We start from the raw sequence: 14534 nt of genomic DNA, 5'->3' as shown, positions 1-14534 counted from the left end.
GCTCCGGGTGTCATCCCCCGACTCGATCGGGGGATCGGAGGACAGGCATTTTTGTCGGAGACCCATTTTTACTTGACAAGCGATACCTCCAAGGGTAACATATTTTATGGGAAAGGTGCGACGAGGCGGGTTCGTCTTTTTCACTTGGGCAGGTGACCATGGGCCTCGGCATGTGCATGTCTACAAAGACGGAAAGCTCGTCGTCAAATGGGACCTGGAAAACGAGATGCCGATGAAAGGTAAACCGTCTCGCAAGGTGATCGAACTGATCCGTGAATTGCTGTCTGAGGGGTTGATATGAAGATTAGCTCTGTGAGCTTCAACAATCGGAGAAAAGGTTTTCTGGTGAAAATTAAGTCCAATGGTTTTTGGTTTCCATATGCCAGGCTTGATGCCGCGCCGACATCGGAAGACAAGGTGGTGCGGGCTCTTGTTGATGCTGAACTGGGACGAGAAGGGTTTACATATATGCTTGAGTCCGGACGAGAAGGGACTGTTCATGTGGAGCAGGTTCTTGAGTATAACCAAGATCCTGCTTATATGAGAGATACTCTCCTCTATAAGCTCACTCTTGAGGCTCAGAATCGTGTAAAAAAAAGTTCTTTAAGTAAACGCGAGATTATACGTCGTTTAGGAACCTCGGCAACGCAGTTTTACCGGCTGCTTGATCAGACTAATTATCGCAAGTCCATTGACCAAATGCTTACTCTGCTAAATGTTCTCGATTGTGAAGTTGATTTGATTGTCCGTGCTAAGAGCGCGTGATTGATTGACGGATTTTATCTTGATGGATTTGACAAGAACCACTTCCAGGCAGGAATGATATCAATGGACTCATCGAATGCCTCCTCATCCAGCCAGGTGACGATGGTTCCCCGTTTCAATTGCAATTCATCCATGGCAGAGCGCAGTCCATCCACTTCCCGCTGTTTTGTTTTCGGGTCTTTTAGATTCCAGCAGACCTGTATCAACTGACGTTCTCCTCGTGATTCCGGCCTCAGAACAAAATCAACTTCATTCCCCTTCTTGGTGATATAGTATTCCGGCGCAAAGCCCTCCCTGCGAAGATGCATATAGACGAGATTCTCCAGGCGTGCCCCCCGATCCTCGGTCATTTGGAAGGACATGGCTCCCAGAAGTCCCGTATCGATTACATAGACCTTTTTCGGATTAGGATATGAGACAAAGGGGTCATTATCTTGGGGCCATGACCCTAATAGTTTCTAATTGCATTTAGGTAACCCCCCGGCTCTGCCAGTGAGTTTCCCCTCCCTTGATGGCCTATGGCTCGGGGCCAACGGCTCATAGAGGAGGGGATGAAGGGGAGGGTGTTTTTAACCGTTTGCGATTAGGACCCTTTGAGGGTCATGCAAACATCAAGCCTCCGGCTTTGCCGGAGGTAAAATGAGTCCTGAAGCTACACCGGGATTGACTGCACGCTGACTCCCTTGACGTGCTGAAGTCCAATGTCATTCGTGATTAAGGTTGCGTCGAGGTGAGAAGCCGTTGCCAAGATGATGGCATTAGGAAGTTTCAATTGATAAGGATATCTATTTTCTTCCCTATGACATAGAGAAGAATGTTCGTGTCAAGGAGGAATTTATTTCCACTCATTCCGCACCCGCCTTTGGTATTCTATAGGTTCTTCCTCAAGATGCACGGCGCCGGCGTAGGCTTTCAGCTTTTCCCTCGTCATGCCTTGGCGGCCTGATTTGAGCATCTGCTCGATTTCCTTCCATTCATCGTAGCTGATAATGACTTCGACTGAGAAAGCAAGGAGAAAAAGGCCGAGAAATTCCTCATTTCAAGGGTCGTCCGTTATCCCAGAAGATTGCCTGTGTGCTCTTATTCCTTTTCTCCGGTGGATTCAAGACAAAGAAACTGGATTGCCCGGTCAAGCCCCGGTAAACCGAGGGCAAGCCGGGCAATGACAAGGCACCGTCATCCCCGGCTCCGGGTGTCATCCCCCGACTCGATCGGGGGATCCAGGCAAGAGTCTCTGGATTGTCCGATCAAGTCGGACAATGACAAGGCATCGGTAAACCGAGGGCAAGTCGGACAATGACAAGGCACCGGTAAACCGAGGGCAAGCCGGGCAATGACAAGGCGCCGTCATCCCCGGCTCCGGGTGTCATCCCCCGACTCGATCGGGGGATCCAGGAAGACTCTCTGGATTGTCCGATCAAGCCCCAATACCGTTCAGCTAAGATGAAGTCATCCCCGAATGCCCCTATCGGGGATATGGTTTTTCAGGCAGTTTAAACCAGATTCCCGCTCAGAATCGTTGCGGGAATGACAAAATTCGTGACCGATTATCCTTAAGTGAACAGTTAAATTTAAATATTCTATCTGTACCGAGAATTTCACAATTTCACGGACCGAACGTCCCTGAAATTCCGCGTATCTTGACAGAAGTCCGGCAGGTTGCTATAGTCAGAATTAAAATTGCAGGGAATGCTATTCCTGCCGACGTGATTTTTAGGAGATAAAACAGCGGTCACTCTCGCTCACAGATACGGATAAACACAGGCTGATCAGAATCACCGACTTCTTGGAATGAGTATTTGGATATCCGTTTTAAGCAAATCAAGCGGTTTGTTACGGAATCAGAACCGCTCTACCGGGAATTGATCAATCTCGTTAAGAGTTTCATAGATTAAGTTCGATCGGCGTTTCTTGCTATTTTTTGTTATCGAAGAGAGTTGGATTTTGATATATTTATTTAATCCCAGTATGGGATCGAGTCTTTTCGGGGAAACGGGGCGGCCGGCATGGATCATATTGCCATTACGGTAGACAAAAGCCATCTCATCACCATCGGGGAACAGCTTTATGCGCGGAGCATCGAGCTGATCCGGGAACTGATCAATAATGCCTACGATGCGGATGCAGCCCAGGTCCATGTGGAGATCGGGGAGAAGAATATCACGGTCCGGGACGACGGAACGGGCATGGATCTTGAGGGTCTGAGACAGTATTTTAATATCGGGTCCAGAGAAAAGAGAATTCGCAGCCGTTCTGAGAAATTTCAGAGGGAGAGAATCGGCCAATTCGGCATCGGCAAGTTCGCGAGCCTGTCGGCCTGTTCCCGGTTTGTGGTGGAGACAAAAAGAGGGGATTTTGCCGCGCGGGTGATTTTCGACAAGGAGGAGTGGGAACGGAATGCGGACCACTGGGATCTTCCTTTGGAGATCCTGAGCCCGGTCCCGGCTCGCGACGACGGGACCACCGTGGTTCTTGAAAACCTCTCCAGGACCTTCGATCTGACGGAGGTGGAGAAGACCATCATTGAATCCGTGCCTATCCAGGCGCCGGATTTCGAGGTTTTTCTCAACGGCAATCGTGTGACGCCGCGGAAATACTCGGGGCACAGGATTCCGTTCCTTGAAGGGACTCGGTTTGGTGTGATTCACGGCGAGGTGGTGATCCTGCCGGTCTCCCAGAGCCATGACCGGGATTTCGGCATTGAGTGCAAGGTCAGAAACGTGACCGTGAGGAGGGAGCTCTTCGGCATGGAATCCTGGGGCAAGGAGATTGCGCGTGTGCGGGGTGAGGTCCATGCGGATTTCCTTCCGGTGACGAGCGATCGGTCCGGGTTCCGTGTGGATTCCGAGGAGTACCGGGAGTTTTATGCAGTCATGGAGAAGGTGGTATCGGATATCCGTAAGGTTCTGAACTCTCTTTCAGGGCGTAAGGAGAATCAGCGGGTCAAGCGGGCGCTTCGTGAAGCCCTGGACCGGATTCAACAGGCCCTGACCCGGAATCCGGAATTCTCTCCGTTTGGGGTCCTGCCCGAGGGGTCGGATACGGGCCCGCTCGGCGAGGCCGGGGCCGTGAGGAAAGGGCGAGAGGACGGGAAAGGAGAAACAGAGACGCCGAAAAAGAGGGAACGGAAAGAGAAAAAGCCAAGGCCTGTGATCCCGTCCGTGAAGAGACTGACGCCCGACGCGGTCGTGCAGAAGGTCAGGATGAATCATGTGGGTGTCACGTGCTGTCTGGATCAATTCGGGCCGGACGGGCCCGAGTGCTTTACCGAAGGGACCATCATCTATATCAACCGGGACCATCCCCTCTACCGGAGAGAGGCCCATAGCCTCAAGACCCACACCATGCATATTGCGCGGCTCATCACACAGGAGATCGCCTTGATGAAGGATCCGGCCGATCCCAGGCAGGCCTTCGAGAGACAGAGCCGGCTCCTCAAGGACGCCTTTATCAGCGGATGAATAGGGGCTGTTGAAAAAGTGTTTTTCTGTTCTCATGCCGTCATTCCCGCGTAGGCGGGAATCCAGGTCTTTCATAGTATTACCGGATGTCCGCTCCCCGCTGAATGCATGCGGGGACAAGTTTATCGGGCATGATAAATTATTTCAGGAGGTCAAGAATCTCTTTCATATATTTGTTGAATGCAGAGAGTGAGAGGAGGATCGTATCAAAGACAATCTGGTCGTCAATTCTTTCATATTCATGTACAAGGATGTTCCTCATTCCGGCTGCTTTTGAAAGTCCTTCGGAAAGATCTTTATTCAGCAGGCCCTTTTCACTCATGAGCAAAAAAGAGGATCGGTAATCCTCCACAGCGATTTTTTCTTTCTTTGCCAGGATGTGTGCATTGATATCGGATGCGCATTCTACGAGCAGTTGAATAAGACGTTCCACAGACCGCCGGTTTGAGATCTTGCCTCGGTATTCTTCGAAGGAGAGATCTTTGAATGTTTCGAGTTCTTTGAGATATCCCCGGAGAGAGTCCAGCTTTTTCAGAATCAGGCCGCGGTTAAGCATCAGCCGACCTCTTTTAATTCCTGGATCTTCATTTCATAATAATGCCGGTTTAAGAAATTCATTTCTTCGAATTGTTTAAAAGTCCGGATACAGAAGGAGAGATAGTCGTCTTCATGATGTTCATAGAGAAGGATGCCGTTTTGGGTTAATTCGTATCGCAGGGAACAGGAGGCGTCATTGAGGCAGACGGCATCGAGCCGATCAACCTGGAGCAGATTTTTGAGGTATTTTACAAATTCTTTCTCTTGCTTTTTGGCCAGCTTTTTTTCGAAAAAAATTCCCAAGTCAACATCACTATCCTGCTTGATGGCGCCGGATGCCATACTGCCGAAGAGCACGACAAATTTAACATGGAATGCTTCCGTCAGCTTTTTATGAACAAGTTCTGCCGAGAAGATTTTTTGAATTTTCTCTTTCATCTTGATCTCATGATTGGAATCCGTATCCGGCCATTTGAATTTGGTCTCTATTTGATTTACGGCTATAACGCAGCGGTCTCTTGCTCTCCATACGCCTCTCTGCAGACCTGCCCGAAGAGTGAGGCGAAGACCAGCCCGGCGTAAAAACCGATCAGGGCGTTGAGGATCGGGCCGAGGTAGGAGATGAACCCGATCACGTAGAGCAGGATCATAACGCCGATGCCAAGGAGAGTGATCTTGAAATACTCGTCGCCGATGTTCATGATCTTGTCCCAGCTTTCCTTGACCGCAAAGGCCGATGAGAACTTTTCATCTTTGGTGTACTGGGCGGCCCCCATGGGGAGCAGGAAGATGGCTGCGACAAAGAGAAGCGCCGTGACGGCTATGAATACGGGCCCCACCAAGGTCTTGGCAAAAAAACCTCCTTCAAAGATGTCTTTGGATACCTGGTAGCTGAAAATAGGAATGATTAAGTATCCGAGAGCAATCAAGGAAATGACCAGCCCTTTTAAAAAGAGCTCCTTCCAGTCCTTCCATTCAGGGAGTTTCTCGATCTCATTTCCTCTGAAGTGATTGACGAAGATCCGGTAGACGTACCCCATGGAGAAAAAGGTGAGCGGAAAGAGGATCACTTTCAAGACCGCGTGCATGTGCCAGAAAAAAGAGAGGCAGAAAGCGGCGCCGATCAGCGCCTTGACGGTCCATCCTGTATCCGCCATCGGTCTTTTCAATTCCTCAGCCGGGTTGAACATCTCTTCCTCCTCCTGATCAGTCATTCTCCCTTACCACAGATCTCTTATACCATTACAGCCCATATCTTTTCAAGATAAAAGTGCCGGTTTATGCTTTCGGCCGCTTATTCCAGGCTGTTCATCACCAGGCCGGTTAGGAGTTTGGGATAGAAGTAGGTGGACTTCTGCGGCATCTTCTCCCTCTGGAGGGAGACCTCCCGGAGCTGGTCCACACGGGTTGGGTTCATCAGGAAGGTCATCTGAGCGTCTCGGTCGTTGATCGAATGGATGGCATCCTCACGGTCTTTCACGTACCGGACGTGGGACTGGGCTTCCAACGCCTCCTCTCCAATCCCCAGGAAATGATTGAGAAGGACCGTATGAAGGATCGAAACGTCCAGTTCCCGCAATGCAGCAGAAAGATCCGGCCGGAACAGGGGGCGGATCTTCTCATGGTTTTTGAGGCAGAGGAGGAAAAGATCATCGCTCTCGATGGTGTAGAGGCCGAAGGCGGGCCTCTTGCCGCCGAGGGTCAAAAGCGCCTGAAAAAAATCTTTCTTGCGCTGAAACGGGAAGGTTTGAATCTCGAAATAGGCCCCGGCCTTCTCGATGTAGCGGTTGAGCTCAAAGCCCTCCAGGTGATCGATCAGACGATGGGTGGGATAAATGGTCAGTCCCGGTTCTTCCATGTTGGCGATGTAGGTCATCACATAGTCAAACCCCTGGCAGCCGTCATGGCTCCCGGTCTTCTCTCTCATGGCGTTCCTGTAGGTCAGGGCGGTCTCATACCGGTGATGCCCGTCGGCAATGAAAATGGGCCGGTCGGATAGGACCTTCCGGATTTTCTGAATTGCATCCGGGTCCGGAATGGCCCAGACCCGATGGCGCACACCGTCCGGGTCGGTTACGTGGATCAGGGGTTCGGATTTTGACGTTTCATCGAGGATCGGCGGGATGACTCTCGCCGGATTGGAGTATAGTGAAAAAATCGGGGAAAAATTGATATGGCACGCCTCCATGAGACGGAGCCGGTCCGCCTTGGGGCCCGAAAGGGTATTTTCATGCGGGAGGACCACGCCGGTGTCGAATGTTTCCAGACGCAGCCGGCAGAGAAATCCCTTGAGGGTTTTTGCTTCCCCTTCGGATGTCCTGTAATCCATGAAGTAGCTGTAGATAACCGGCCGATCTTCCCGGATCAATATCCCCTGATCAAACCAATCCTTGAAATACGCTGCGGACCGCGTATAACGGTTTTCCTTTTCGCTGTCCTGGGGTTTCTCCCGGTTGAGCTCCAGCCTGATTACATTGTTGGGGTGGCTCCGATAGAGATCTTCCTGCAGCCTTTCCGAAATAATATCATACGGAGGGGCCACGACCCGGTTGAGATCGCCCACCTTCGCCGGGTTGTAGCGGATCCCGCTGAACGGTTCGATGACGGCCATGTTCAATTCCTTGGTTATCAATAAGTAAAAAAATTATTTTACATGAAAGAGCGGCGTTTTCAAATCATTTTTTAAGGTCAATGATTCATTCTGTGGAATTGGTGTCTGGAATTGGTGTCAGACACCTATTAAAACGGTGTCTGACCTCAATTCCTCTCAGAGCGTCATTCCCCGACCCCCGATCACAGTCGAGGGCAGGCTCGATCGGGGAATCCATGGTTCGACAAGCTTACCATGACAATTGTCACCCTGAGCCTGTCGAAGGGTGGATTGTCCAGTCGGAGGACAGGCATTTTAGTCGCAGACCCGCCGGCTGTGTAGAGCTTGACAATGGCCGTATCTGTGATACATACTGTTTTTAACTTTTTTTCAAAGGAGCCTGCCATGCCCCATCTTCCCGCGCCCTACAAACGATTCGTCAAGGATTTCCCCGAAGTGAGCAAGGCCTATTCGGGATTTGCCAAGGCATGCCATGAACATGGCCCGCTGGATGAGAAGACCCGCCGTCTGGTCAAGCTGGGGGTGGCCGTGGGCCTTTGTTCCGAGGGCGCCGTCAAGTCCCATGCGCGCCGGGCCCTGCAGATCGGCGCGTCCCCTGAGGAGGTTCGCCATGCGGTCCTTCTCGGCATGACCACGGTCGGATTCCCTTCGACCATTGCGGCCCTGGAGTGGATCCAGGAGGTCTTGCCGGCAAAAAGAAAAAAGAAAAAATAAGTCCTGTCCATGCGAGAACAAGAGATCTCAGATCTCGTCGGATTTATCGATGAGGACCCTATCATCCGTGACGCGGTAAGGGCCGCGGAGGCGTTTGCGTTTCCTATCTTTCTGGTCGGAGGATGGATCCGGGACAGGCTCATCGGAACGGCATCCAGGGATTATGATTTTGTTCTCCAGGGGGACGTCAGGATGTTTGCAGAGAGGCTCTCCGGGAAATGGGGAGCCTCCTTTTTTGTCATGGGGCACGGGGACCCGCCGAACTGCCGGATCGTCGGCCGGGATTATACCGTGGATATGGCCCCCCAAGTTCCGGAGGGGCTTGAACAGGAACTCAGCCGCCGGGATTTTACCATCAACACCATGGCCTTCTCCTTTAGGGATCTGAAGTTTCTCGATCTGCTTGGTGGAGGCAGGGACCTCTCGAACCGGATCGTGCGCATGGTCTCTCCCTCTGTTTTCAATGCAGACCCGATCCGGATGCTGAGGGCGGCGCGGCTTACGACCGTGCTTAAAGGTTTTCGGCTTTCACTTTCGACCGCATCAGAGATCCGGATGCGCCCGGAGCGGATCTTCGAGTCCGCTCACGAAAGGGTCCGGGAGGAGATGGACCGGATCATGGCGTCGGGCCGAGCCTCGAAGGGTCTCCGTCTGATGCAGGATCTCGGGTTGCTGCGGGTTGTCCTCCCTGAGTTCCTCCCCCTTTTCGGCCTGGACCAGGGTCCTTACCACCACCTTGATGCCTTCGAGCATACCCTGAATACGGTGCGAGAGACAGAGAGCCTTTTGGATCTGACGGCCGGAGGGCCGAAGGATAACCCCTTTCAGTTTTGCTTTAAGCTGAATCCGGAGGATCGGATGGTCCTTTTTTATGCCGCCCTCCTCCATGACATCGGGAAGGCCCAAAGCCTCACCCTAAACTCCCAGGGGGTCCCCCATTTTTATGGTCACGAGAAGATCGGCGCCGGGATGGCTATGGAGGTCATGAAACGCCTTTGCTTTTCCGGAGGCCGTGCGGATCGGGTTTCGCGGCTGATCCGGTTCCACGTCCTGGGACTCGGTCTGATTCACTCGGGCGCAACCGATAAGGCCCTCCGAAGGATCATCCATAAGCTCGGTTCCGATCTCCCCTTGCATGTGCTCCTCTCCTTGTCGGATCGGCGGGCGGCACGGGGCAAGGGGTTCCGTGAAATGGAGCAAAAGACCATATCCATAGGAGAGGCCCTGCTGAATACTTATACGGAGGGAGGAGAAAGACTCCTCCGGCCCGAGAAACTCGTGAGCGGCAGGGAAATCATGGAAATCCTTTCTCTTCCGCCAGGTCCGGCCGTGGGCAAGGTCATAGACCAGGTCCGGATGCTGCAGATCGACCGGGTCATCCGGTCCCGGGAAGAGGCCCTTTCATTTTTGCAGAGCCTCAGAAAAGACGGATATTAATCTTCGGAAAACCTCTTGACACTCTTTATTTTCGGGTGTTAAGATCATCTCGTTTTTGGGGGCAGGCTTGGATAGAATCATCCTCTTTTTTGCATCCGGGTTTTTAAGCGGCTATGCCCCACTTGCTTCCGGGACCGCCGGGACACTGGTCGGGATTGCAATATTTATTCTGCTCAATCAATTTCCTCTAAAACTATACGGCATTCTGACCTCAGCCATCGTGTTTTTCGGCGTCTGGTTGTCCTCCCGGGCCGAAGCGATCCTCGGAGAAAAAGACAGCGGTGTCATTGTGATTGATGAGATCGCCGGGTTCCTGATCACCATGTTCGCACTCCCCATGACCTGGCAGACCATCGTCATCGGCTTCTTTGTGTTCCGGGCATTCGATATATTCAAGCCCTTTCCCATTCGAAGGATTGATCAACGCGTTCCGGGGGGATGGGGAGTGATGCTGGATGACGTCCTGGCCGGGGTGTACGCCAACCTGACGATCCATCTGCTCCGGCGGGTGATGTGACTATGATTGCCGAGATCGTAACCCTGATTTCCGAATGGGAAATCCTTGCCGGGGGCCCCGGAGGCCGGGATCGGACGATTCAGGACTTGGCGCGTGATATGCTGATGCGGTCCGGCATTCAGGTTCTTTCCATGCGGCGCCTTGTGCGCGAGGATCTGGTCGTTGAACGCGCCCTGGCCAATTCCCTGGCGCTATTCGATCTGATTCTGATCCTCAATGCCTCTTCCGAGGGGGGTGAGAAGACCCTGCGCAAGGCCTTGGCCCAGATGAGCGGCAAGGGCCTGGTTCTGATTCCCAGCCTGTTCGAGGATCTCAAAGGCTACTACAGGGCCAAAGGGATCGCCCTCCCAAGGGACATCGAGGCCAGGGCGCTTCTGCCCAAGGATGCCCATTGGATTCCTCCTCAGGATGGGGTCCGGCCGGGGATCTTTATGACGGTTCACGGCAAAACTCTTCTGGTTCTTCCGGACGAGATCCGAGAGGTGGAACAGATGTGGGAGCGGGCCTTTCGCTCCTGGATCGGCAAGCGGTTCATGCACCCGGTTTACTCGAAGACATGGACATTCCGTTTTATCAGCCGGTTGCCGGAGAAGATCCGGTCGTTTTTGGCAAGGAGCGCGGGCGGGGCAAGGCTGACCTTTTATTCAGAGGGATGTTTGTCGAAAGCGGCCCTCTTCCTGGAGGGGAGAGATCCCAAGATGCTTGAGAGGGAGGCGGTCCGGCTTCGGGGGAAGGTCCTTTCGGATCTGGGGCCCGAATTCCTTTGCGATGGGGAAGAGACCCTGCACGGGATCGTGGGGAGGCTTTTGATCGACCGTTCATTAAGCATCGCGGTTGCGGAATCGTGCACCGGAGGTATGATTGCCTCCATGCTGGTGGAGGTCCCGGGGATCTCTTCGGTCCTGGACCGGGGGGTGGTGAGCTACAGCAATACGGCCAAGAGAGACCTCTTGGGGGTCGAGGAGGAGGTCTTTAAGACCCATGGGGCTGTGAGCCGGGAGGCGGCACGCGCCATGGCTGCAGGGATCCGGGACCGGGCAGGGACGATGATCGGGCTGGCCGTCACCGGGATTGCCGGCCCCGGCGGAGGAAGCCGCGACAAGCCCGTAGGGACGGTCTTTGTCGGCCTTTCCACCTCTCGAGGGGACGAGGTCACGGAGTATCATTTTCAGGGCGACCGCCAAATGATCCGTCTTCAGAGCGCGCAGATGGCCTTGGACCGGGTCCGGCGGTATCTTCTGGACATATAAAACCGTTTAAATTGTTTGAACTGTTTGAACCATTTAAACGTGCCCGATACAAAGGCAGAGGGCTGTTGGTTCATGCCGGCCAGGAAAAGGAAGATGGGATGGGATCGGAAACCATCCGGGCCTTCATTGCCGTGGAGATCCCTGAAGAGCTGAAACAGGGATTGGTGAGGCTCCAGCAGGCCTTTCAAAGCCGGGGCGACCGGGTCACCTGGGTCAGGCCGCAGGGTATGCACATCACGCTGAAATTTCTGGGAGAGATCGGGGAGGAAAGCATTTCGGAGATCGGGGAGGAGATCAAAGGTGTTTGTGCCGAAGTTCCCCGGTTCCATGCAGGGATCTCCGGGACCGGCGTCTTCCCGAATGAGAAGCAGCCCCGAACGCTCTGGGTGGGGATCAAGGATGGGGCGGAACCTTTGAAGCAGATCGCCCGTGACTTGGAGGCTCGCCTTGCAAGGATCGGCTTTGTCCCTGAGAGACGGCCTTTCAGCGCCCATATCACCATCGGGCGGATCAAGGAGATCCGGGACCGCAGGCGGTTTGCGGCCCAGATTGCGAAGCATAAAGAGTCGGAGATCGGTTCCATGACCGCGGAGGCCGTTCATCTTTTCGAAAGCCGGCTTCGCCCGGATGGGGCGGTCTACATCGAAAGATTCTCCGCTCCTTTGGGAGGTGAAAAGGGCTTTGAAACATGATAAGGTGACTCATAACCACACGAACTATTCTGAAAGGAGTTTCAGCATGGCGGACAACAATAATAATAAAAAGAAGGCGCTTGACCTTGCGGTGATCCAGATTGAGAAGCAGTTCGGCAAAGGGTCTATCATGCGGCTGGGCTCCGGGGCCGCGGTGATAGATGTCCCTGCGATTCCATCCGGGTCCCTCTCGCTCGACCATGCCCTCGGGACATGGGGGTATCCGAGGGGGCGGATCATCGAGATCTTCGGTCCGGAATCGTCCGGCAAGACGACCCTTTCCCTGCACGCGATTGCAGAGGCTCAAAAGGGGGGAGGAATCGCCGCCTTTATTGATGCCGAGCATGCCCTGGATGTCACCTATGCGAGGAAGCTGGGGGTCAATAGCGACGATCTTCTGATCTCGCAGCCCGATACCGGGGAACAGGCCCTGGAGATCACCGAGGTCTTGGTCAGAAGCGGCGCCGTGGATGTCATCGTCATCGACTCGGTGGCGGCCCTGGTCCCCAGGGCGGAGATCGAAGGGGAAATGGGCGATGCCCATATGGGGCTCCAGGCCAGGCTCATGTCCCAGGCCCTGCGCAAGCTCACGGGGGTCGTGTCCCGGTCCGGGACCACGCTGATCTTTATTAACCAGATCCGCATGAAGATCGGGGTCATGTTCGGAAACCCGGAGACCACGACCGGCGGCAATGCCCTGAAATTCTACGCCTCGATCCGGCTTGATATCCGGAAGATCGGGCAGATCAAGGACGGCGAACAGGTTCAGGGGAACCGGGTCAGGGTCAAGGTGGTGAAGAACAAGGTGGCCCCGCCGTTCCGTCAGGCGGAGTTTGATATCCTCTTCAATGAGGGGATCGGGAGGGAAGGCGATCTCATTGATCTCGCTGCCGAGCATGGGATCATTCAGAAGAGCGGGGCCTGGTACTCCTACAACGAGACCAGGATCGGCCAGGGGAGGGAGAATGCCAGGGCCTTCCTCAAGGAAAACGCCGATATCCTGGCTAAAGTCGAAAAGGAAATCAAGGAGAAGCTGGGCATGGTGCGGCCCCCCAAGGGAGATTCGGTCAAGGCCTGATTTATTGACAGTTTAAAACCTTCCGTGTTATCCTGAATATGATGAATGGATCGTGAAATCCACTTGGAAGGCTGATCCTATGGACTTAAATGGGCTGTTAAAAACCGCTATTGAACGCAAGGCATCGGATGTCCACTTCAAGGTCGGGAGTCCGCCTGTTCTGAGGATCGACGGGGAACTGATCCCCATGATCGAACATAAGCGGCTGATTTCCGAGGACACGATCGGGATCGCCTTCTCGATCATGAACAACTACCAGAAACAGAAATTCAAGACCAACAACGAAACCGATGTGGCCTATTCAGTGCCCGGCCTGGGCCGTTTCCGTGTCAATATCTTCCAGCAGAGGAGTACGGTCGCCATTGTTCTCCGCGTGATCCCGCACCGGATACAACAGATCGCGGACCTGAATCTCCCGCCGGTTCTTGAGAAACTTTCCCTGATGCAGCGGGGTCTTGTCCTGGTGACCGGGACCACCGGCAGCGGTAAGACCACAACGCTTGCGGCCATGATTGATCATATCAATAACAACCGGACCTCCAATGTCATCACCATAGAGGACCCCATCGAATTCCTTCATAAAGACAAGAAGAGCATCATCAACCAGCGGGAGATCGGCACGGACGTCAAGGCCTTTGACGGCGCCTTAAGATCGGCGCTTCGCCAGGACCCGGATGTGATCCTGGTGGGAGAAATGAGGGATTATGATACCATCTCAACAGCCCTGATGGCCGCCGAGACCGGACACTTCGTGATGAGCACCCTGCATACGGTGGATGCTATGGAAACCGTGAACCGGATCATCGCTGTTTTCCCTCCGCACCAGCAAAAACAGATCCGGATCCAACTCTCCGCAGTCATCAAGGGGATCATCTCGCAACGGCTGGTGGTCCGCGCGGACGGCAAGGGCCGGATCCCGGCCGTAGAGGTCATGCTGGCTACCGACCTGATCAGGGAATATATCGTGGACAAAGACAAGACCCGCCTGATTCACGATGCCATTGCCGCCGGCAGGAGTCAGTACGGAATGCAGACCTTCGACCAGTCTCTGATGGAGATCTACCATCGGGGCCTGATCTCCTACGACGAGGCGCTCAAGCGGAGTTCCAACCCGGAGGATTTCGCCCTCAAGGCGAGAGGGATCCAGTCCACAAGCGACCTCTCCTGGGAGGAGCAGGAAAAGGCGAGCGGGAAAGGCGGAACGGCCTCCAACCAGGAAGAAGAGTTCAAGATCGACCGATTCTTTACATAATGCAAACTGCCCGCTGCAAGTTGCGGTATGTGGTGATCAATCATCTTTCATCCACTCTTCCCTATTCCCCCTCCTTTTTCTTGTGAGACTAAGTGGTCCTGTTCGTAAATATGGTAACGTACCGAGAGTGCCGTAGGGCGGCCTCATCCCCGCGCGCGACTGAGGCGTACCCCCTGCGGTACGTCGCAAGGAGCGGAACGCCGAGGAGGCCGCCCTACGG

General features: G+C 53.8%; 15 protein-coding genes. 10 read left to right on the top strand and 5 right to left on the bottom strand.

From position 1 onward, the window contains the following. Positions 1-106: 106 nt before the first annotated feature. Both AUK29_10295 and AUK29_10290 read left to right on the top strand, forming a co-directional pair. On the top strand, positions 107-301 hold the full coding sequence (locus AUK29_10295) for a hypothetical protein (GenBank protein OIP61428.1): 195 nt from the start codon (positions 107-109) through the stop codon (positions 299-301). Further along, positions 298-765, top strand: a complete 468-nt coding sequence (locus AUK29_10290; protein ID OIP61427.1) for a hypothetical protein — start codon at positions 298-300, stop codon at positions 763-765. The genes AUK29_10295 and AUK29_10290 overlap by 4 nt, the downstream gene beginning before the upstream one ends. Before the next feature lie 14 nt (positions 766-779). Here AUK29_10290 and AUK29_10285 read toward each other — a convergent pair whose 3' ends face one another. Continuing rightward, positions 780-1127 (bottom strand): hypothetical protein, encoded by a 348-nt coding sequence (locus tag AUK29_10285; GenBank protein OIP61426.1) that lies wholly within the window; start codon positions 1125-1127, stop codon positions 780-782. Positions 1128-2771: 1644 nt separating this feature from the next. Between AUK29_10285 and AUK29_10280 the strand changes: the two genes are divergently transcribed. Next, positions 2772-4226 (top strand): ATP-binding protein, encoded by a 1455-nt coding sequence (locus tag AUK29_10280; protein ID OIP61425.1) that lies wholly within the window; start codon positions 2772-2774, stop codon positions 4224-4226. A 139-nt stretch (positions 4227-4365) separates the two neighbouring features. Here AUK29_10280 and AUK29_10275 read toward each other — a convergent pair whose 3' ends face one another. The 4 genes from AUK29_10275 to AUK29_10260 all read right to left on the bottom strand — a co-directional run bounded on the left by AUK29_10275 (position 4366) and on the right by AUK29_10260 (position 7374). After that, positions 4366-4782, bottom strand: coding sequence for a hypothetical protein (locus tag AUK29_10275; protein OIP61424.1), 417 nt, complete (start codon positions 4780-4782; stop codon positions 4366-4368). Further along, positions 4782-5201 carry a hypothetical protein gene (locus AUK29_10270; GenBank protein ID OIP61423.1) on the bottom strand — a complete coding sequence of 140 codons (420 nt, stop codon included), beginning with the start codon at positions 5199-5201 and terminating at the stop codon, positions 4782-4784. The genes AUK29_10275 and AUK29_10270 overlap by 1 nt, the downstream gene beginning before the upstream one ends. Before the next feature lie 62 nt (positions 5202-5263). Beyond that, the gene (locus tag AUK29_10265; protein ID OIP61422.1) at positions 5264-5977 is read right to left on the bottom strand and encodes a hypothetical protein; all 714 of its coding nucleotides are present in this window, start codon (positions 5975-5977) and stop codon (positions 5264-5266) included. Positions 5978-6057: 80 nt separating this feature from the next. Continuing rightward, positions 6058-7374 (bottom strand): hypothetical protein, encoded by a 1317-nt coding sequence (locus AUK29_10260; protein ID OIP61421.1) that lies wholly within the window; start codon positions 7372-7374, stop codon positions 6058-6060. 384 nt (positions 7375-7758) lie between these two features. Between AUK29_10260 and AUK29_10255 the strand changes: the two genes are divergently transcribed. The 7 genes from AUK29_10255 to AUK29_10225 all read left to right on the top strand — a co-directional run bounded on the left by AUK29_10255 (position 7759) and on the right by AUK29_10225 (position 14314). After that, positions 7759-8088 (top strand): carboxymuconolactone decarboxylase, encoded by a 330-nt coding sequence (locus tag AUK29_10255; GenBank protein OIP61420.1) that lies wholly within the window; start codon positions 7759-7761, stop codon positions 8086-8088. 9 nt (positions 8089-8097) lie between these two features. Next, on the top strand, positions 8098-9525 hold the full coding sequence (locus tag AUK29_10250; GenBank protein OIP61419.1) for a hypothetical protein: 1428 nt from the start codon (positions 8098-8100) through the stop codon (positions 9523-9525). A 67-nt stretch (positions 9526-9592) separates the two neighbouring features. Continuing rightward, complete coding sequence (locus AUK29_10245) at positions 9593-10042, top strand: phosphatidylglycerophosphatase A (protein ID OIP61418.1); 450 nt, start codon at positions 9593-9595, stop codon at positions 10040-10042. Positions 10043-10044: 2 nt separating this feature from the next. Then, a complete protein-coding gene (locus AUK29_10240; GenBank protein ID OIP61417.1) occupies positions 10045-11292 on the top strand; it encodes a hypothetical protein in 1248 nt (415 codons plus the stop codon). A gap of 65 nt (positions 11293-11357) precedes the next feature. Continuing rightward, entirely contained in the window at positions 11358-11984 is a 627-nt protein-coding gene (locus AUK29_10235) for a 2'-5' RNA ligase (GenBank protein ID OIP61416.1), read from the top strand. A gap of 46 nt (positions 11985-12030) precedes the next feature. After that, positions 12031-13062, top strand: coding sequence for a recombinase RecA (locus AUK29_10230; GenBank protein OIP61415.1), 1032 nt, complete (start codon positions 12031-12033; stop codon positions 13060-13062). A 79-nt stretch (positions 13063-13141) separates the two neighbouring features. Then, entirely contained in the window at positions 13142-14314 is a 1173-nt protein-coding gene (locus AUK29_10225; protein OIP61414.1) for a type IV pili twitching motility protein PilT, read from the top strand. Positions 14315-14534: the final 220 nt, after the last annotated feature.

The sequence above is a fragment of the Nitrospirae bacterium CG2_30_53_67 genome (assembly GCA_001873285.1).
Classification (GTDB): Bacteria; CG2-30-53-67; CG2-30-53-67; order CG2-30-53-67; family CG2-30-53-67; genus CG2-30-53-67.
The sequence above is the reverse complement of the archived record's forward strand: the minus strand, read 5'-3'. Positions and strand labels throughout refer to the sequence as shown.

Excerpts from the sequence above, each read along its gene's own strand:
- AUK29_10295 (OIP61428.1), top strand. The coding sequence starts at position 107 with ATGGGAAAGGTGCGACGAGGCGGGTTCGTCTTTTTCACTTGGGCAGGT.
- AUK29_10290 (OIP61427.1), top strand. The coding sequence starts at position 298 with ATGAAGATTAGCTCTGTGAGCTTCAACAATCGGAGAAAAGGTTTTCTG.
- AUK29_10285 (OIP61426.1), bottom strand. The coding sequence starts at position 1,127 with ATGTCCTTCCAAATGACCGAGGATCGGGGGGCACGCCTGGAGAATCTC.
- AUK29_10280 (OIP61425.1), top strand. The coding sequence starts at position 2,772 with ATGGATCATATTGCCATTACGGTAGACAAAAGCCATCTCATCACCATC.
- AUK29_10275 (OIP61424.1), bottom strand. The coding sequence starts at position 4,782 with ATGCTTAACCGCGGCCTGATTCTGAAAAAGCTGGACTCTCTCCGGGGA.
- AUK29_10270 (OIP61423.1), bottom strand. The coding sequence starts at position 5,201 with ATGAAAGAGAAAATTCAAAAAATCTTCTCGGCAGAACTTGTTCATAAA.
- AUK29_10265 (OIP61422.1), bottom strand. The coding sequence starts at position 5,977 with ATGACTGATCAGGAGGAGGAAGAGATGTTCAACCCGGCTGAGGAATTG.
- AUK29_10260 (OIP61421.1), bottom strand. The coding sequence starts at position 7,374 with ATGGCCGTCATCGAACCGTTCAGCGGGATCCGCTACAACCCGGCGAAG.
- AUK29_10255 (OIP61420.1), top strand. The coding sequence starts at position 7,759 with ATGCCCCATCTTCCCGCGCCCTACAAACGATTCGTCAAGGATTTCCCC.
- AUK29_10250 (OIP61419.1), top strand. The coding sequence starts at position 8,098 with ATGCGAGAACAAGAGATCTCAGATCTCGTCGGATTTATCGATGAGGAC.
- AUK29_10240 (OIP61417.1), top strand. The coding sequence starts at position 10,045 with ATGATTGCCGAGATCGTAACCCTGATTTCCGAATGGGAAATCCTTGCC.
- AUK29_10230 (OIP61415.1), top strand. The coding sequence starts at position 12,031 with ATGGCGGACAACAATAATAATAAAAAGAAGGCGCTTGACCTTGCGGTG.
- AUK29_10225 (OIP61414.1), top strand. The coding sequence starts at position 13,142 with ATGGACTTAAATGGGCTGTTAAAAACCGCTATTGAACGCAAGGCATCG.